Consider the following 18,322-nt stretch of genomic DNA (forward strand, 5'->3'; position numbering starts at 1 on the left):
GTTAGGATCATGATTTGATGGCAAAAGGCCATGCGATGAACAGAGAAGAAGTGCACCGTGATGTTGTCTAAATTCAAACGTAATAAACACCAACAACACCTCGCACAGCTGCCTAAACTGTCACAATCCGTTTCGGACGTGACCACGCTCTACTCGCCTGTTGAGTTCCGTGAAACCCTGCTGACGAAAATTGCCACTGCGGAAAAACGTATCTGTATCGCTGCGCTGTATCTGGAAAATGATGATGGCGGGCGTGGAGTTATGCAGGCGTTGTATGCTGCTCGTCAGGCTCGTCCAGAGCTGGATATCAGTATTTTGGTGGACTGGCATCGTGCCCAGCGTGGCCGCATTGGCGCAGCGCGTGGTCTCACCAATGCCGACTGGTATTGTGAAATGGCCGCACAACATCCGGATATCGCGATTCCGGTTTATGGTATTCCGGTCAATACGCGTGAAGCGTTAGGTGTGCTGCATCTGAAAGGCTTTATCATTGACGATACCTTGTTGTATAGCGGTGCCAGCCTCAACGATGTTTATTTGCACCAGCATGATCGCTACCGTTATGACCGCTACCAGCTGATTCGTAACCCGCAGTTGGCAGACACCATGTATCAATGGATTTGCGCTAACCTGAAGCAATCTGATGCGGTGCATCGTCTTGACCAGACCGAACGCCCATCCAGCCCGGAAATCAAAAACGAAACCCGACAGTTCCGCCAGGATCTGCGTGGCTTTAATTATCAGTTTTCCGGAAACTCGGGCAATGAAAGTCTGACGGTGACACCGTTGGTTGGCCTGGGTAAACGCAGCCTGCTGAATAAAACCATCTTCCATTTGATGCCCTGCGCTGAGCGTAAACTCACCCTGTGCACCCCATATTTCAACCTGCCTGCCATTCTGGTACGTAATCTGATCCATTTGCTGCGTCAGGGGAAGCAAGTGGAGATCATTGTTGGGGACAAAACCGCTAACGATTTCTATATCCCACCGGAGCAACCCTTTAAGATCATTGGTGCGCTGCCTTATCTCTACGAGATTAACTTACGTCGTTTCCTGAGCCGCTTGCAGTACTACGTCAACAACGGACAACTGACTGTGCGTTTGTGGAAAGATGGCGAAAATAGCTATCACCTGAAAGGCATATGGGTTGACGATGAGTGGATGATGATCACCGGGAATAACCTTAACCCGCGCGCCTGGCGACTTGATCTGGAAAACGCGGTACTTATCCATGATCCGCTAAACCAACTGGCTGAACAGCGAGAGAAAGAATTGGCGCTGATTCGGACTCATACCACGGTGGTGCAGCATTTCCGTGAGCTGGAAAGCATCGCCGATTATCCGGCAAAAGTACGCAAGTTGATTCGCCGTCTGCGCCGTATCCGTATCGATCGTTTAATCAGCCGCTTGTTGTGATGGCGGCTTCGCCAGCCGCCCGTCAGGAGCGGCTGGCCTTCTGTTACAACGCGATGCCCTTGCCTTTACGATGCAGCATCAGCGAAACCAGAAAAGCTAATGCCCCCATCGCCGAAACATACCAGAAGAAACTGGTTTCAATTCCTTCTTTTTTCAGCAATAGCGCGACGTACTCCGCTGAACCACCAAAGATAGCATTCGCCACCGCATAAGATAACCCAACACCAAGCGCCCGCACTTCAGGTGGAAACATTTCAGCCTTCAGAATGCCGCTGATGGCGGTGTAGAAGCTGGTGATTATCAATGCCAGCATCACCAGAACAAACGCCAGCCAGCCGCTCTGCACATTTTGCAGCAACGTCAGGATAGGTACGGTACAAATGGCAGCTCCTGCACCGAAAATCATCATGGAGGATCGACGCCCAATTTTATCCGAGAGCGCCCCAATAATGGGTTGAATCAACATAAAGACCAGCAGAGCGCCAGTCATCAACCCACTCGCCGCACGCGCATCCATTCCTGCGGTATTCACCAGATACTTTTGCATGTAAGTGGTGAAGGTATAGAAGCTGAGTGAACCGCCAGCGGTAAATCCCAGCACCATCAGAAATGCACGCGAATGGTTGCGTAGCAGGCCCAGGATACTGCCGGCATCACGATGCTCACGGTGTTTTTTCTCTGAAGTTTCGTTGAGGGAGCGGCGTAACCACAGCGCAACCACCGCCAGAATGGCGCCGAGGAAGAAAGGAATACGCCAGGCCCAACTGTGCAACTGCTCATCACTGAGTAGCAGCTGCAACACCACTACCGTGAGCACGGCCAACAATTGACCACCAATCAAGGTCACGTACTGGAATGATGCGTAGAATCCTTTACGTCCCTCCAGGGCTACTTCACTCATGTAGGTCGCGCTGGTGCCATATTCGCCGCCCACGGAAAGTCCTTGAAACATCCGGGCCAGCAGCAGGATAACTGGCGCTGCAATGCCGATTTCAGCGTAACCGGGCAGGCAGGCAATCACCAGCGAACCGAAGCACATCATGCAGACCGAGATCAGCATGGAGTTTTTGCGTCCGTGACGGTCGGCAATATAACCAAATAGCCAGCCTCCGATAGGACGCATCAAAAAGCCGGCAGCAAAGACGCCTGCGGTTTGCAGAAGTTGGGTGGTGGTGTCGCCCGATGGGAAAAAGATATGGGCAAAATAGAGTGAGAAGAAGGAGTATACGTAGAAGTCGAACCATTCAACCAGATTACCGGATGAAGCCCCAACAATCGCCCAGATGCGTTGTTTGCTGATGGCCGTCGTGTCGTGATGTACCACTTTTTGTTGTAGAGAGTCTGTCATCTTTACCTCTTTTCCTTGCGAATAATAAACGCTAAAGAATTCAGTAAAGCATTTGTTGGCCTGTTACGTGAACTGGATTCACGCCTGATGGCAAAATCTACGAATTTGTCGCAGCCTGCTCGCCCCACGTTTTACCGGGTGCGATTTATCGCATCATTACCCGTTGCGGCGCGATTTATCGCGCGGGTTTTAGTGTTCCGGACGCTGAAAAATGCGCGATAAATCGCGCCGCTACGGGGATATTGACTGGTTTCCAGACGTAAAAAAGCCCTGAACTTTCGTTCAGGGCTTCTTCACTTAATTGATGCCTGGCAGTTCCCTACTCTCGCATGGGGAGACCCCACACTACCATCGGCGCTACGGCGTTTCACTTCTGAGTTCGGCATGGGGTCAGGTGGGACCACCGCGCTACAGCCGCCAGGCAAATTCTGTTTATCCGTACCGCCCTCGCAGGCCATACGAATCAATCCGTTCGAACAATGCTGAAAATTCTCGCGTCTCTCAACTCAAAACGCCTCTGGCGTTGTAAGGTTAAGCCTCACGGGTCATTAGTACCGGTTAGCTCAATGCATCGCTGCACTTACACATCCGGCCTATCAACGTCGTCGTCTTCAACGTCCCTTCAGGACTCTCAAGGAGTCAGGGAGAACTCATCTCGGGGCAAGTTTCGTGCTTAGATGCTTTCAGCACTTATCTTTTCCGCACTTAGCTACCGGGCAATGCCATTGGCATGACAACCCGAACACCAGTGGTGCGTTCACTCCGGTCCTCTCGTACTAGGAGCAACCCCCCTCAATTCTCCAGCGCCCACGGCAGATAGGGACCGAACTGTCTCACGACGTTCTAAACCCAGCTCGCGTACCACTTTAAACGGCGAACAGCCGTACCCTTGGGACCTACTTCAGCCCCAGGATGTGATGAGCCGACATCGAGGTGCCAAACACCGCCGTCGATATGAACTCTTGGGCGGTATCAGCCTGTTATCCCCGGAGTACCTTTTATCCGTTGAGCGATGGCCCTTCCATTCAGAACCACCGGATCACTATGACCTGCTTTCGCACCTGCTCGAGCCGTCACTCTCGCAGTCAAGCTGGCTTATGCCATTGCACTAACCTCCTGATGTCCGACCAGGATTAGCCAACCTTCGTGCTCCTCCGTTACACTTTGGGAGGAGACCGCCCCAGTCAAACTACCCACCAGACACTGTCCGCAGCCCGGATTACGGGCCTACGTTAGAACATCAAACATTAAAGGGTGGTATTTCAAGGTTGGCTCCATGCAGACTGGCGTCCACACTTCAAAGCCTCCCACCTATCCTACACATCAAGGCTCAATGTTCAGTGTCAAGCTATAGTAAAGGTTCACGGGGTCTTTCCGTCTTGCCGCGGGTACACTGCATCTTCACAGCGATTTCAATTTCACTGAGTCTCGGGTGGAGACAGCCTGGCCATCATTACGCCATTCGTGCAGGTCGGAACTTACCCGACAAGGAATTTCGCTACCTTAGGACCGTTATAGTTACGGCCGCCGTTTACCGGGGCTTCGATCAAGAGCTTCTCCTTACGGATAACCCCATCAATTAACCTTCCGGCACCGGGCAGGCGTCACACCGTATACGTCCACTTTCGTGTTTGCACAGTGCTGTGTTTTTAATAAACAGTTGCAGCCAGCTGGTATCTTCGACTGGCTTCAGCTCCGGGAGCAAGTCCCTTCACCTAATGCCAGCGTGCCTTCTCCCGAAGTTACGGCACCATTTTGCCTAGTTCCTTCACCCGAGTTCTCTCAAGCGCCTTGGTATTCTCTACCTGACCACCTGTGTCGGTTTGGGGTACGATTTCGTGTTACCTGGAGCTTAGAGGCTTTTCCTGGAAGCAGGGCATCAGTTACTTCATCACCGTAGTGACTCGTCATCACGCCTCAGCCTTAAAGCATTCCGGATTTGCCTGGAATGCAAGCCTACACGCTTAAACCGGGACAACCGTCGCCCGGATAACCTAGCCTTCTCCGTCCCCCCTTCGCAGTAACACCAAGTACAGGAATATTAACCTGTTTCCCATCGACTACGCTTTTCAGCCTCGCCTTAGGGGTCGACTCACCCTGCCCCGATTAACGTTGGACAGGAACCCTTGGTCTTCCGGCGAGCGGGCTTTTCACCCGCTTTATCGTTACTTATGTCAGCATTCGCACTTCTGATACCTCCAGCAGACCTCACAGTCCACCTTCAGCGGCTTACAGAACGCTCCCCTACCCAACAACACATAGTGTCGCTGCCGCAGCTTCGGTGCATGGTTTAGCCCCGTTACATCTTCCGCGCAGGCCGACTCGACCAGTGAGCTATTACGCTTTCTTTAAATGATGGCTGCTTCTAAGCCAACATCCTGGCTGTCTGGGCCTTCCCACATCGTTTCCCACTTAACCATGACTTTGGGACCTTAGCTGGCGGTCTGGGTTGTTTCCCTCTTCACGACGGACGTTAGCACCCGCCGTGTGTCTCCCGTGATAACATTCTCCGGTATTCGTAGTTTGCATCGGGTTGGTAAGCCGGGATGGCCCCCTAGCCGAAACAGTGCTCTACCCCCGGAGATGAGTTCACGAGGCGCTACCTAAATAGCTTTCGGGGAGAACCAGCTATCTCCCGGTTTGATTGGCCTTTCACCCCCAGCCACAAGTCATCCGCTAATTTTTCAACATTAGTCGGTTCGGTCCTCCAGTTAGTGTTACCCAACCTTCAACCTGCCCATGGCTAGATCACCGGGTTTCGGGTCTATACCCTGCAACTTAACGCCCAATTAAGACTCGGTTTCCCTGCGGCTCCCCTATACGGTTAACCTTGCTACAGAATATAAGTCGCTGACCCATTATACAAAAGGTACGCAGTCACACCCGAAGGTGCTCCCACTGCTTGTACGTACACGGTTTCAGGTTCTGTTTCACTCCCCTCGCCGGGGTTCTTTTCGCCTTTCCCTCACGGTACTGGTTCACTATCGGTCAGTCAGGAGTATTTAGCCTTGGAGGATGGTCCCCCCATATTCAGACAGGATACCACGTGTCCCGCCCTACTCATCGGACTCACAATCTGTGCATTTTCATGTACGGGGCTGTCACCCTGTATCGCGCGACTTTCCAGACGCTTCCATTAACACACAAACTGATTCAGGTCCTGGGCTGTTCCCCGTTCGCTCGCCGCTACTGGGGGAATCTCGGTTGATTTCTTTTCCTCGGGGTACTTAGATGTTTCAGTTCCCCCGGTTCGCCTCGTTAACCTATGTATTCAGTTAACGATAGTGCATAAATGCACTGGGTTTCCCCATTCGGACATCGTCGGCTGTTGCGGTTCATATCACCTTACCGACGCTTTTCGCAGATTAGCACGTCCTTCATCGCCTCTGACTGCCAGGGCATCCACCGTGTACGCTTAGTCGCTTAACCTCACAACCCACAGACGTTTTCACGCATGCAGACTGCAAGCATTTGAGAGACTCGAACACATCGCTTTCATTTCTTATTACGGAGAAATGAAACAACGTGTCGTTTCAAATTTTCAGCTTGTTCCGGATTGTTAAAGAGCAAATACTTCGCAGCACACCGTTTCCGGTACGCTCTGAAGTATTGAAGTACTGTAATGGTGGAGCTAAGCGGGATCGAACCGCTGACCTCCTGCGTGCAAGGCAGGCGCTCTCCCAGCTGAGCTATAGCCCCATACAGTTACTGCAGAGACCACTACTACCACTCAACCGAGTTAACATTCTTACAGGAAGAATGTAATTTCTTCTCAGGCAAGGCATGCGGAAAGGAAGTTTACGTGAATAAACGACCGCGCATAACGCAGCATGAGGAGAAATTTGGTAGGCCTGAGTGGACTTGAACCACCGACCTCACCCTTATCAGGGGTGCGCTCTAACCACCTGAGCTACAAGCCTGTAGAGGTTTTTTCTGCTCGTTACTTTTTCATCAGACAATCTGTGTGAGCACTTCGAAGGAAGGTATCTTCAGGTAAGGAGGTGATCCAACCGCAGGTTCCCCTACGGTTACCTTGTTACGACTTCACCCCAGTCATGAATCACAAAGTGGTAAGCGCCCTCCCGAAGGTTAAGCTACCTACTTCTTTTGCAACCCACTCCCATGGTGTGACGGGCGGTGTGTACAAGGCCCGGGAACGTATTCACCGTAGCATTCTGATCTACGATTACTAGCGATTCCGACTTCATGGAGTCGAGTTGCAGACTCCAATCCGGACTACGACGCACTTTATGAGGTCCGCTTGCTCTCGCGAGGTCGCTTCTCTTTGTATGCGCCATTGTAGCACGTGTGTAGCCCTGGCCGTAAGGGCCATGATGACTTGACGTCATCCCCACCTTCCTCCGGTTTATCACCGGCAGTCTCCTTTGAGTTCCCGACCGAATCGCTGGCAACAAAGGATAAGGGTTGCGCTCGTTGCGGGACTTAACCCAACATTTCACAACACGAGCTGACGACAGCCATGCAGCACCTGTCTCACGGTTCCCGAAGGCACTAAGGCATCTCTGCCAAATTCCGTGGATGTCAAGGCCAGGTAAGGTTCTTCGCGTTGCATCGAATTAAACCACATGCTCCACCGCTTGTGCGGGCCCCCGTCAATTCATTTGAGTTTTAACCTTGCGGCCGTACTCCCCAGGCGGTCGACTTAACGCGTTAGCTCCGGAAGCCACGCCTCAAGGGCACAACCTCCAAGTCGACATCGTTTACAGCGTGGACTACCAGGGTATCTAATCCTGTTTGCTCCCCACGCTTTCGCACCTGAGCGTCAGTCTTTGTCCAGGGGGCCGCCTTCGCCACCGGTATTCCTCCAGATCTCTACGCATTTCACCGCTACACCTGGAATTCTACCCCCCTCTACAAGACTCTAGCCTGCCAGTTTCGAATGCAGTTCCCAGGTTAAGCCCGGGGATTTCACATCCGACTTGACAGACCGCCTGCGTGCGCTTTACGCCCAGTAATTCCGATTAACGCTTGCACCCTCCGTATTACCGCGGCTGCTGGCACGGAGTTAGCCGGTGCTTCTTCTGCGGGTAACGTCAATGATGATGCGTATTAAACATCACCCCTTCCTCCCCGCTGAAAGTACTTTACAACCCGAAGGCCTTCTTCATACACGCGGCATGGCTGCATCAGGCTTGCGCCCATTGTGCAATATTCCCCACTGCTGCCTCCCGTAGGAGTCTGGACCGTGTCTCAGTTCCAGTGTGGCTGGTCATCCTCTCAGACCAGCTAGGGATCGTCGCCTAGGTGAGCCGTTACCCCACCTACTAGCTAATCCCATCTGGGTTCATCCGATGGTGTGAGGCCCGAAGGTCCCCCACTTTGGTCTTGCGACGTTATGCGGTATTAGCTACCGTTTCCAGTAGTTATCCCCCTCCATCGGGCAGATCCCCAGACATTACTCACCCGTCCGCCACTCGTCACCCAAGGAGCAAGCTCCTCTGTGCTACCGTTCGACTTGCATGTGTTAGGCCTGCCGCCAGCGTTCAATCTGAGCCATGATCAAACTCTTCAATTTAAAGTTTGATGCTCAAAGAATTAAACTTCGTAATGAATTACGTGTTCACTCTTGAGACTTGATATTTTTTAAGTCCGTAGACTTTTGATATCAATCCTGCGAGTGCCCACACAGATTGTCTGATAAATTGTTAAAGAGCAGTGCGAGCAGCGGGTTAACCGTCTGTCGCGAGGTGGCGTATATTACGCTTTCCTCCTTCAGAGTCAATCTCTTTTTCGAGATTTTTCTCTGGCGGGATGAATCACTTCGTCCCTCGCTGACCGTCTGCGTTGCCGCTTTGCCGTGTCAGTGGAGGCGCATTATAGGGAGATAATTCTGACTGACAAGCGCTAATTTAAACTTTTTGCGCGACCGCTCACTTTCCAGGCAAGGCGTTGCAAAATGCAGCAAAATCCTGTGCGAAAGGCATAAAAAACGGGCCCGCAGGCCCGTTATCGTCATTTTATCTATTGATGCGCGACAATCGCATCATCTTTCACATCCATCTCGATGGTTTTACCCGGGACCAGCGCACCAGAAAGAATCTGTTGTGCCAGTGGGTTTTCAATCTGCTGTTGGATAGCACGTTTCAGCGGTCGTGCACCGTAAACCGGATCGTAACCATTTTCTCCCAACAAGCGAATTGCTTCGTCCGAAATATGTAGCTGATAGCCACGCTCCTCCAGACGTTTATACAACCGCTGCAACTGAATCTGCGCGATAGATGCAATGTGTTTTTCACCCAACGGATGGAAGACCACCACTTCATCAATACGGTTAATAAACTCCGGACGGAAATGATGACCAACAACCGACATCACCAGATCCTTCATTTCAGGATAATCCAGCGCACCAAACCGTTCCTGAATCAAATCCGATCCCAGGTTCGAAGTCATGATTACTACCGTGTTACGGAAATCGACCGTGCGACCCTGCCCATCGGTTAAGCGGCCATCATCCAGCACCTGCAGCAAAATGTTGAACACATCCGGATGCGCTTTCTCTACCTCATCCAGCAAAATCACTGAATAGGGACGACGACGAACCGCTTCAGTCAGATAACCGCCCTCTTCATAGCCGACATATCCCGGAGGAGCCCCCACCAAACGCGATACCGAATGTTTTTCCATAAATTCGGACATGTCGATACGCACCATGGCGTCGTCGCTGTCGAACAGGAAGTTTGCCAGCGCTTTGCACAGCTCAGTTTTACCCACCCCGGTCGGCCCCAGGAACAGGAAGGAACCAATCGGACGATTCGGATCGGACAACCCTGCACGACTGCGTCGAATGGCATTCGACACCGCTTCAACCGCTTCATCCTGTCCGATAACACGCGCATGCAGCTCCTGCTCCATCCGCAGCAATTTATCGCGCTCCCCTTCCATCATGCGGGCCACCGGAATACCGGTCCAGCGCGCCAGCACATCGGCAATTTCCACATCCGTTACGCGGTTACGTAACAGTTTCATGGTTTTGCCTTCTGACTGGGTTGCCGCTGCCAGTTGTTTCTCCAGCGCCGGGATTTTGCCGTACTGCAATTCAGACATCTGCCCCAAATCACCCACACGACGCGCCTGCTCCAGCGACAATCGCGCCTGCTCCAGTTCAGCCTTGATATTCTGCGTCCCGGTCAGAGACGCTTTTTCTGCTTTCCACTCTTCTTCCAGCTCGGCGTATTCACGCTCTTTCTGGTCGAGTTCTGTTTCCAGCATCTCCAGACGTTTAACACTGGCATCATCAGACTCTTTCTTCAGAGCCTGCTGCTCCAGTTTAAGCTGGATAATACGGCGGTCGAGTCGATCCAGCGGTTCGGGTTTCGAATCAATTTGCAGACGAATGCTGGACGCGGCCTCATCGATCAAGTCGATGGCTTTATCCGGCAATTGACGGTCTGCAATATAACGATGCGAAAGCGTTGCCGCTGCCACAATCGCCGGGTCAGTAATCTGCACATGGTGATGCAGTTCATAACGCTCTTTCAGGCCACGCAAAATAGCGATGGTGTCTTCAACACTCGGCTCAGCAACAAAGACTTTCTGGAAACGACGCTCCAGCGCAGCGTCTTTTTCAATGTATTGACGATATTCATCCAGCGTCGTGGCACCGACACAATGAAGCTCACCGCGCGCCAGCGCAGGTTTCAGCATATTACCGGCATCCATGGCGCCATCGGCTTTACCGGCACCCACCATGGTATGCAGCTCATCAATAAACAGGATGACGTTGCCTTCCTGCTTCGCCAGGTCGTTCAACACCCCTTTCAGGCGCTCTTCAAATTCACCACGATATTTCGCGCCAGCCACCAGCGCACCCATGTCGAGTGCCAGTACCCGACGACCTTTCAGCCCTTCCGGTACTTCACCATTGATGATGCGCTGTGCCAGCCCCTCAACGATCGCGGTTTTACCCACCCCTGGCTCACCAATCAGTACCGGGTTATTTTTGGTACGGCGTTGCAACACCTGAATGGTACGACGTATTTCTTCGTCACGACCGATCACCGGATCGAGTTTGCCCATTTCGGCACGCTCGGTCAGATCGATGGTGTATTTTTTTAATGCCTGACGCTGATCTTCAGCCCCCTGGTCGTTCACGTTCTCTCCCCCTCGCAATTGCTCGATGGCCTTAGCGAGTTTTTCTGAGGTTGCGCCGGCAGATTTAAGTAAATCCGCCAACGAACCGCGTGAATCCAGGGCCGCCAGAACAAATAATTCAGATGAAATAAAGTTATCGTTGCGCTTTTGCGCCAGTTTGTCGCACAGGTTGAGCACACGCACCAAATCGGCGGACGGCTGTACATCGCCATCCGTGCCTTCAACTTGTGGTAATCGATTAATAGCCTGATCAATGCCGGTACGTAGGCCAGCCACATCGGCACCCGCGGCACTGAGCAACGGACGCACCGATCCGCCTTCCTGATTGAGCAATGCGCTCATCACATGAAGGGGTTCAATGAATTGATTATCGTGTCCCAGAGCAAGGGACTGTGCATCGGCCAGGGCCAACTGGAATTTGTTGGTAAGACGATCCAGACGCATGATTCCTCCCGTTACAGGTCAAAATGCTACTGGAGATTAAATGAGGTCATCCCTCAAATTTTTCAAGGTTAATGACCTGAGTTGTGAGCAAAAAATACGCTACTGGATCGTCTTGTGGCGTAAGGTTATCTCAGCCAAATCAAAGTTGCCATACGCCCGGTGATACGATCGCGTCGGAAGGAGAAAAAATCGTCGTTTTCATGCCAGGTACAGCGCGATGATCCACTGATGGAGTGCACACCTGCCGCCTGTAGACGCTGACGCGCCAACAGCCAGATGTCGGCAAAATATTTTTCCCCGACCGGCCGAAATGCCGCATCGGCACGAATATCATGCGCCATAAATGCCGCTCGAACTTCGGCACCCACTTCAAAAGCCTGTGGGCCAATGGCCGGCCCCAGCCACGCATAAATCTCATTGGGGGGACAGTGAAATTGCGCCAGTGTCTGTTCCAGCACACCATTACACAAGCCACGCCACCCCGCATGGGCTGCGGCGACCTCACTGCCATCACGGGCGCAAAATAACACTGGCAAACAATCCGCCGTCATCACAGCACAAACCACACCTGCTTCACGGGTGATCGCCGCATCCGCATCAGGAATCAAGTTATCATGGGGCAGACGCACCACATCCTGACCGTGCACCTGATTGAGCCATTGTGGCATAGCGGGCAATTGTGCCCGCTCAACCAGACGCTGACGATTAAGCATCACATGATCTTCACTGTCGCCGACATGACCGCCGAGATTCAGTGAGTTCCAGGGCGCCAGGCTCACTCCGCCGTGACGCGTTGTGGAACATGCCCGAACCCGAGCCGGTGCAGGCCAGTCCGGGATGATCAGGTCACTCATAACCAGTCCAGCTGATCGCGGAACATATCGGTGTCGGCTTTCAGGGCGTCGATCAAATCAACCATATCCTGCGGCAGCGGCGCGTGCCACTCCATCTCAATACCTGTGATCGGATGGTAGAGACGCAGCATAGTCGCGTGCAACGCCTGGCGATCGAAGCCACGTAACGTCGCGATAAACTCGTCGGAAGCACCTTTCGGAGGACGAGGACGACCACCATATAGCGGATCGCCTACCAGCGGATGGTTGATATGGGCCATATGCACACGAATCTGGTGGGTACGCCCCGTTTCCAGCCGCAGACGCAAACGGGTGTGCGCACGGAAATGTTCCATGATGCGATAATGCGTGGTCGCTGGTTTGCCCATCGGATGCACCGCCATATGGGTACGTTTGGTCGAGTGACGCGCCATCGGCTCATTCACCGTACCACCCGCCGTCATGGTGCCAATCGCTACCGCTTCGTACTCACGGGTAATTTCGCGCAGTTGCAGGGTTTCAACCAGATGGGTTTGTGCCGGAACGGTTTTTGCCACCACCATCAACCCGGTGGTGTCTTTATCCAGACGATGGACAATACCCGCACGCGGTACATCAGCGATCGGCGGATAATGGTAAAGCAGCGCATTCAGCACCGTCCCATCCGGATTGCCTGCACCAGGGTGCACCACCAAGTCGCGGGGTTTATTAATGACGATGATATCGTCGTCTTCATAGACGATATTCAACGGGATATTTTGCGCTTCCCAGCGTTGTTCTTCTTCGATTTCAGCGCTGATCGACACCTGCTCGCCGCCCAGAACCTTTTCTTTCGGTTTGTCGACCACGGTGCCATTGACGCTGACGCGACGCTCGAGGATCCATTCTTTTATGCGAGAACGTGAATAATCAGGGAACAATTCCGCCAAAGTCTGATCTAAGCGTTGTCCAAGTTGTGCTTCGGACACCGTTGCGGTGAGTTGAACTTGTTGTGCCATATACAGCTTCTTCGTTAACGTTGGGTTTTCACGGCGATGCCGTTTAATATAATGTGCTATCGTACTTGGTCATTACCGGGAGCTACACGGACAGCTTCCGCCATAACACTTTGAGGATAATCATTTCGTCATGACGCGTATGAAACATCTGGTGGCTGCTGCCACACTGAGCCTGGCACTGGTGGGTTGCTCCGGTTCTAAGGACACAGTACCGGACAGCCCGCCGTCTGAGATTTACGCCACAGCTCAGCAAAAACTGCAGGACGGTAACTTTAAAGCGGCGATTAAGCAACTGGAAGCGTTGGATAACCGCTATCCGTTTGGCCCGTATTCTCAGCAGGTACAGCTGGATTTGATCTACGCGTATTATAAAAATGCCGATCTGCCGCTGGCGCAAGCCGCTATCGCACGCTTTATGCGTCTCAACCCGACTCATCCGAACATCGACTACGTCATTTACATGAAAGGTCTGACGGATATGGCGCTGGATGATTCCGCACTACAGGGCTTCTTCGGTATTGATCGTTCCGATCGCGATCCGACCCATGCCCGTGATGCATTCCGCGACTTCTCCCAGCTGCTGCGCGGTTACCCGAACAGCCAATATGCCGCAGATGCACAGAAACGCCTGGTGTTCCTGAAAGAGCGCCTGGCGAAGTATGAACTTTCAGTGGCGCAATTCTATACCAAGCGCGGTGCTTATGTCGCTGTTGTTAACCGTGTAGAAGGGATGATGAGAGATTATCCGGACGCGCAAGCCACTCATGAGGCGCTGCCGCTGATGGAAAATGCCTATCGCCAGCTCCAACTGACTGCTGAGGCCGATAAAGTGGCGAAAATTATCGCCGCCAATAACGCCTGATTCGCAGCCAACAAAAAAGCAGCCTTCATTGGCTGCTTTTTTTTGGTGAAAAATCAGACAAAAATCGGATTTATCGCCCCGGTTAACTCGTCAATCTTGCCCCGTTCATCCCCGCGCTTCAAGCTTTTTCCGCCACTTTCCCGGCCTTTCTCACAATTTGTTGGCATTGACAAAAAGTGACATTTTTACGTGATATTGATCACACATTTTCCGTGTTTCCGCGGTATGCTGGACCTACCCAGACGGAAATGACAGAGAGGTTTGAATGATGATTCTGAACATTACCAGTAAACAAATGGAAATCACTGCGGCTATCCGCAACCATGTCGAAGACCGTCTCGCCAAGCTGGAAAAATGGCAAACTCACCTGATAAATCCGCACATTGTGTTATCGAAAGAGCCGAAAGAATTTGTGGCCGACGCCACGATTAACACACCAAACGGCACGCTGGTCGCCAGCGCGAAACATGATGATATGTACACCGCAATCAACGACCTGATTGCCAAGCTGGAGCGACAGCTCAATAAAGCGCAACACAAACCTGAAGCGCGTCGCGCCACCACGAGTGTTAAAGATTTTACTCCGGCGGGATAAACCCCGATTCTCTCAGCAACGCGCCTACGGGCGCGTTTTTTATTGACAGCCTTAAATCAGTGCGGTTAATCTCGGGTCACTTTATTTATGGAAACTACCATGAAACATCTGCCGTTCTTCTTCGCATTCTTTTTTACCTTCCCCTGATTGGGAGGCGATTCGTCATGTGAAAATGAATGCGAAGACGAACAACAAAGCCTCCCAACCGGGAGGCTTTTTTATTGGACAGCTTACAGGTGAGCCTTATGAACCCCGATAATCCACTGCTGGCATTACGCGACAAAATCAGCGCTGTTGATGAGAAGCTACTGACGTTACTGGCTGAGCGCCGCAGCCTGGCAGTTGAAGTGGCGCAAGCCAAACTGGCAACCCATCGCCCGATCCGCGATGTCGAACGTGAACGTGCCCTGCTGGAAAACCTGATTACTCTTGGGAAGAAACACCAGCTTGATGCACACTACATCACACGTCTTTTCCAACTGGTGATTGAGGATTCTGTGCTGACCCAGCAGGCGTTGCTGCAAAAGAATCTCAACCATCCGCATGCTCATGCCCCGCGTATTGCGTTTCTCGGTCCGAAAGGCTCCTATTCACACCTTGCGGCACGCAAATACGCCGCCCGTCACTTCGATTCGATGGTGGAAAGTGGTTGTCTTAAGTTTCAGGATATCATTCAGCAAGTGGAAAGCGGCCAGGCTGACTATGCGGTGATGCCTATTGAGAACACCTCTTCTGGTTCCATCAATGACGTTTATGACCTGCTGCAACAAACCTCGCTGTCGATTGTGGGTGAGCTGACCATTCCTATCGAACATTGCGTGTTAGTCAGTGGCAACACCGATTTACAGCAGATTGAAACCGTCTACAGCCATCCCCAACCGTTCCAACAGTGTAGCCAATTCATCAACCGTTTCCCGCAATGGAAAATTGAGTACACCGAAAGCACTGCCGCCGCGATGGAAAAAGTGGCTGCGATGAATTCACCAAAAGTCGCCGCACTCGGCAGCGAAGCCGGTGGCGAGTTGTATCAATTACAGGTGCTGGAACGTGATCTGGCTAATCAGCAGCAGAACCATACACGTTTTATTGTGCTGGCACGTAAGCCGATTGATGTCTCCGACCAGGTTCCGGCAAAGACAACGTTGATTATGGCAACGGGCCAACAGGCGGGCGCGCTGGTTGAAGCGCTGCTGGTTCTGCGTCAGCACAACCTGATCATGAGCAAGCTGGAATCGCGCCCGATTAACGGCAACCCGTGGGAAGAGATGTTTTACATCGATGTGCAAGGCAATCTGCAATCTGACAGCATGCAGCGCGCGCTGGAAGAGTTACGCGGTCTGACGCGTTCGTTGAAAGTGCTCGGCTGTTACCCGGGTGAGAATGTGGTGCCGGTAGAGCCGCGCATCTAAGCAAAAGGGCATCCTTGCGGATGCCCTTTTCTTTTATTGTCGGCTGTCGTTGGCTGAACGCAACATGCTGCGGCTCTCAACCAGGAAGCGTTTCGCGTAGTCACCAAACCAGTGTTCCACACGCTGGAAGCTCTCAATAAACGCTTGTTTATCACCATGCTCCAGTAAGGTAATCGCCTCACCAAAGCGCTGATAGTAACGCTTAATCAGCGCGATATTGCTTTCTGAAGACATAATGATATCTGCGTAAAGCTGTGGATCCTGAGCAAACAACCGCCCAACCATCGCCAACTCCAACCGATAAATCGGTGAGGACAATGCCAGCAGCTGATCCAGATTGACGTTCTCTTCCGCCAGATGCAGACCATACGCAAAGGTCGCGAAGTGACGCAGCGCCTGGATAAAGGCCATGTTTTGGTCATGTTCAACAGCACTGATGCGGTGGAGCCGTGCACCCCACACCTGAATCTGTTCAAGGAACCACTGATACGCCTCTGGCTGACGCCCGTCGCACCACACCACAACCTGTTTTGCCAGGCTACCACTGTCCGGACCAAACATCGGATGCAGCCCCAACACCGGGCCATTATGAGCCGCCAGCATCGCTTGCAATGGTCGATTCTTCACCGATGCCAGATCGACCAGAATGCAGTCTTCCGGCAACGTTGGCAGTTGCGCGATAATCTGTTCTGTCAGATGGATCGGTACACTGATAATCACCATACCGGCATCTTTCAATAACGCGTCAGCCTGGTCCCAATCCTCTTTATCGAGCAAGCGAACCTGATAACCAGACAAGGTCAGCATCTTCTCAAACAGACGCCCCATCTGACCACGGCCACCGACAATCACCACCGGACGCAGCGTCGGACACAGAGTTTTAAAGCCTTTGTCGTTTTCACTGGTGTAGGATTCCCGCATCAGACGGCGCAGCACATCCTCAATCAGATCCGGTGGTACACCGAGCGCCTCGGCTTCCTGACGACGTGAAGCCAGCATACTGGCTTCGCGTTCTGGCACATAAATCGGTAAGCCATAACGGCTTTTTACTTCACCTACTTCAGCAACCAGCTCGAGTCGCTTCGCCAGCAACCCAAGCAGGGCTTTATCTACTTCATCGATTTGATCGCGTAGCGCGGTCAGTTCAGCCACCATGACTCATTACACCTCGTGTGACAGACGCGCCGACAGCACTCCCTGCAGATCCTGATGGATTTCGCGCAGTAAGGTTTCGGTAGTATCCCAGTTGATGCAGGCATCGGTGACGGACACACCGTATTTCATCTCACTACGCGGCTGCTCAGATGACTGGTTGCCTTCATGAATATGGCTTTCCAGCATCAGGCCAATAATGGAGCGGTTTCCATCTTTAATCTGGGCAATAGCCGATTCGGCTACTCCGGGCTGACGGCGATAGTCTTTGTTAGAATTGCCATGGCTGCAATCTATCATTAAGGCCGGACGCAGTCGCGCTTTGAGCATCTCTTTTTCACACTGCGCAACATCTTCCGGGCCGTAATTGGGTGCTTTACCACCACGCAGGATCACATGACCATCCGGATTGCCCTGGGTCTGCAACAGGCAAACCTGACCGGCCTGGTTGATACCGACAAAACGGTGCGGCATCGCAGCAGCGCGCATGGCGTTAATTGCAGTGCCCAGGCTACCATCAGTACCGTTTTTAAAGCCAACCGGCATGGAAAGACCTGAAGCCATCTCGCGATGGGTCTGAGATTCGGTGGTACGCGCACCAATCGCTGACCAGCTGAACAGATCACCAAGGTATTGTGGGCTATTCGGATCGAGCGCTTCCGTCGCCAGCGGCAGTCCCATCTCCACGAGGTTCACCAGCAGCTGACGCGCAATGTGCAGCCCGGCTTCCATATCAAACGAGTTGTTCATATAGGGATCGTTGATCAACCCTTTCCAGCCGACGGTAGTACGGGGTTTCTCAAAATAGACACGCATAACGATGTACAGCTGATCCTTCAACTGTTCAGAAAGGTTTTTCAACAGACCCGCGTATTCAAGTGCAGCTTCGGTATCGTGGATTGAACAAGGACCACATACCACCAGCAGGCGCGGATCGCGGCCAGCGATGATATCGGAGATAGTCTGACGTGAAGCGGCAATTTGCGCTTCCTGAGCAGCACTCAGCGGGAATTTCGCCTTCAGTTCTCCGGGGGTAATTAAAATTTGTTCATCGGCGATATGCACATTGTTCAGCGCGTCTTTTTGCATGATAGCGATCCTTTTTACTCGTTTATGCGTGTTGGGATCCTCACTGAGGATGGCGCTCACTTTA

11 protein-coding genes, 2 tRNA genes, 3 rRNA genes and 1 other annotated feature are annotated in these 18,322 nt (G+C 52.4%); of the genes, 5 read left to right on the top strand and 11 right to left on the bottom strand.

Annotated elements, in window-relative coordinates:
* Positions 1 to 60: 60 nt before the first annotated feature.
* On the top strand, positions 61 to 1,416 hold the full coding sequence (gene pssA, locus AC6I8T_RS16155) for a CDP-diacylglycerol--serine O-phosphatidyltransferase (protein ID WP_497834308.1): 1,356 nt from the start codon (positions 61 to 63) through the stop codon (positions 1,414 to 1,416).
* Positions 1,417 to 1,459: 43 nt separating this feature from the next.
* Here the strand turns inward: pssA and AC6I8T_RS16160 are convergent, their stop codons facing one another.
* The 9 genes from AC6I8T_RS16160 to rluD all read right to left on the bottom strand — a co-directional run bounded on the left by AC6I8T_RS16160 (position 1,460) and on the right by rluD (position 13,151).
* Positions 1,460 to 2,764 carry an MFS family transporter gene (locus tag AC6I8T_RS16160; RefSeq protein WP_208723751.1) on the bottom strand — a complete coding sequence of 435 codons (1,305 nt, stop codon included), beginning with the start codon at positions 2,762 to 2,764 and terminating at the stop codon, positions 1,460 to 1,462.
* 306 nt (positions 2,765 to 3,070) lie between these two features.
* Positions 3,071 to 3,186, bottom strand: a 5S ribosomal RNA gene (gene rrf, locus AC6I8T_RS16165).
* A gap of 105 nt (positions 3,187 to 3,291) precedes the next feature.
* Positions 3,292 to 6,193 (bottom strand): 23S ribosomal RNA (locus AC6I8T_RS16170).
* A 194-nt stretch (positions 6,194 to 6,387) separates the two neighbouring features.
* A tRNA-Ala gene (locus AC6I8T_RS16175) sits at positions 6,388 to 6,463 on the bottom strand.
* Positions 6,464 to 6,607: 144 nt separating this feature from the next.
* Positions 6,608 to 6,684: transfer RNA gene (locus AC6I8T_RS16180), tRNA-Ile, on the bottom strand.
* Between the two features lie 74 nt (positions 6,685 to 6,758).
* A 16S ribosomal RNA gene (locus AC6I8T_RS16185) occupies positions 6,759 to 8,300 on the bottom strand.
* The 16S, 23S and 5S rRNA genes sit together here with 2 tRNA genes alongside, the layout of an rRNA operon.
* A gap of 446 nt (positions 8,301 to 8,746) precedes the next feature.
* Positions 8,747 to 11,320, bottom strand: coding sequence for an ATP-dependent chaperone ClpB (gene clpB / locus AC6I8T_RS16190; RefSeq protein ID WP_021184450.1), 2,574 nt, complete (start codon positions 11,318 to 11,320; stop codon positions 8,747 to 8,749).
* Between the two features lie 125 nt (positions 11,321 to 11,445).
* Positions 11,446 to 12,174 carry a purine nucleoside phosphorylase YfiH gene (gene yfiH, locus AC6I8T_RS16195; RefSeq protein WP_208723749.1) on the bottom strand — a complete coding sequence of 243 codons (729 nt, stop codon included), beginning with the start codon at positions 12,172 to 12,174 and terminating at the stop codon, positions 11,446 to 11,448.
* Positions 12,171 to 13,151, bottom strand: a complete 981-nt coding sequence (rluD, locus tag AC6I8T_RS16200) for a 23S rRNA pseudouridine(1911/1915/1917) synthase RluD (protein WP_021184452.1) — start codon at positions 13,149 to 13,151, stop codon at positions 12,171 to 12,173. The genes yfiH and rluD overlap by 4 nt, the downstream gene beginning before the upstream one ends.
* A 130-nt stretch (positions 13,152 to 13,281) precedes the next feature.
* Here rluD and bamD point away from each other — a divergent pair, with 130 nt between their 5' ends.
* From bamD to pheA, 4 genes are all read left to right on the top strand, one after another.
* Positions 13,282 to 14,013 (top strand): outer membrane protein assembly factor BamD, encoded by a 732-nt coding sequence (bamD, locus tag AC6I8T_RS16205; protein ID WP_021184453.1) that lies wholly within the window; start codon positions 13,282 to 13,284, stop codon positions 14,011 to 14,013.
* A gap of 268 nt (positions 14,014 to 14,281) precedes the next feature.
* Entirely contained in the window at positions 14,282 to 14,608 is a 327-nt protein-coding gene (gene raiA, locus AC6I8T_RS16210; protein ID WP_013510195.1) for a ribosome-associated translation inhibitor RaiA, read from the top strand.
* Between the two features lie 98 nt (positions 14,609 to 14,706).
* Positions 14,707 to 14,831: a sequence feature (Phe leader region), on the top strand.
* Positions 14,708 to 14,755 (top strand): pheA operon leader peptide PheL, encoded by a 48-nt coding sequence (gene pheL / locus AC6I8T_RS16215; RefSeq protein ID WP_100703679.1) that lies wholly within the window; start codon positions 14,708 to 14,710, stop codon positions 14,753 to 14,755. (Overlaps the previous feature by 48 nt.)
* Positions 14,832 to 14,853: 22 nt before the next feature.
* Complete coding sequence (gene pheA / locus AC6I8T_RS16220; protein WP_021184455.1) at positions 14,854 to 16,017, top strand: bifunctional chorismate mutase/prephenate dehydratase; 1,164 nt, start codon at positions 14,854 to 14,856, stop codon at positions 16,015 to 16,017.
* A 33-nt stretch (positions 16,018 to 16,050) separates the two neighbouring features.
* On the opposite strand, the gene tyrA is transcribed toward pheA, so the two are convergent.
* Both tyrA and AC6I8T_RS16230 read right to left on the bottom strand, forming a co-directional pair.
* On the bottom strand, positions 16,051 to 17,172 hold the full coding sequence (gene tyrA / locus AC6I8T_RS16225; protein ID WP_021184456.1) for a bifunctional chorismate mutase/prephenate dehydrogenase: 1,122 nt from the start codon (positions 17,170 to 17,172) through the stop codon (positions 16,051 to 16,053).
* A 6-nt stretch (positions 17,173 to 17,178) separates the two neighbouring features.
* Complete coding sequence (locus AC6I8T_RS16230; RefSeq protein ID WP_497834141.1) at positions 17,179 to 18,258, bottom strand: 3-deoxy-7-phosphoheptulonate synthase; 1,080 nt, start codon at positions 18,256 to 18,258, stop codon at positions 17,179 to 17,181.
* Between the last annotated feature and the right edge of the window lie 64 nt (positions 18,259 to 18,322).

The sequence above is a fragment of the Pantoea sp. X-Soil-OKNW-556 genome (genome assembly GCF_059730695.1).

Coding starts and splice junctions, on each gene's coding strand:
- pssA (WP_497834308.1), top strand. CDS start 61: ATGTTGTCTAAATTCAAACGTAATAAACACCAACAACACCTCGCACAG.
- AC6I8T_RS16160 (WP_208723751.1), bottom strand. CDS start 2,764: ATGACAGACTCTCTACAACAAAAAGTGGTACATCACGACACGACGGCC.
- clpB (WP_021184450.1), bottom strand. CDS start 11,320: ATGCGTCTGGATCGTCTTACCAACAAATTCCAGTTGGCCCTGGCCGAT.
- yfiH (WP_208723749.1), bottom strand. CDS start 12,174: ATGAGTGACCTGATCATCCCGGACTGGCCTGCACCGGCTCGGGTTCGG.
- rluD (WP_021184452.1), bottom strand. CDS start 13,151: ATGGCACAACAAGTTCAACTCACCGCAACGGTGTCCGAAGCACAACTT.
- bamD (WP_021184453.1), top strand. CDS start 13,282: ATGACGCGTATGAAACATCTGGTGGCTGCTGCCACACTGAGCCTGGCA.
- raiA (WP_013510195.1), top strand. CDS start 14,282: ATGATTCTGAACATTACCAGTAAACAAATGGAAATCACTGCGGCTATC.
- pheA (WP_021184455.1), top strand. CDS start 14,854: ATGAACCCCGATAATCCACTGCTGGCATTACGCGACAAAATCAGCGCT.
- tyrA (WP_021184456.1), bottom strand. CDS start 17,172: ATGGTGGCTGAACTGACCGCGCTACGCGATCAAATCGATGAAGTAGAT.
- AC6I8T_RS16230 (WP_497834141.1), bottom strand. CDS start 18,258: ATGCAAAAAGACGCGCTGAACAATGTGCATATCGCCGATGAACAAATT.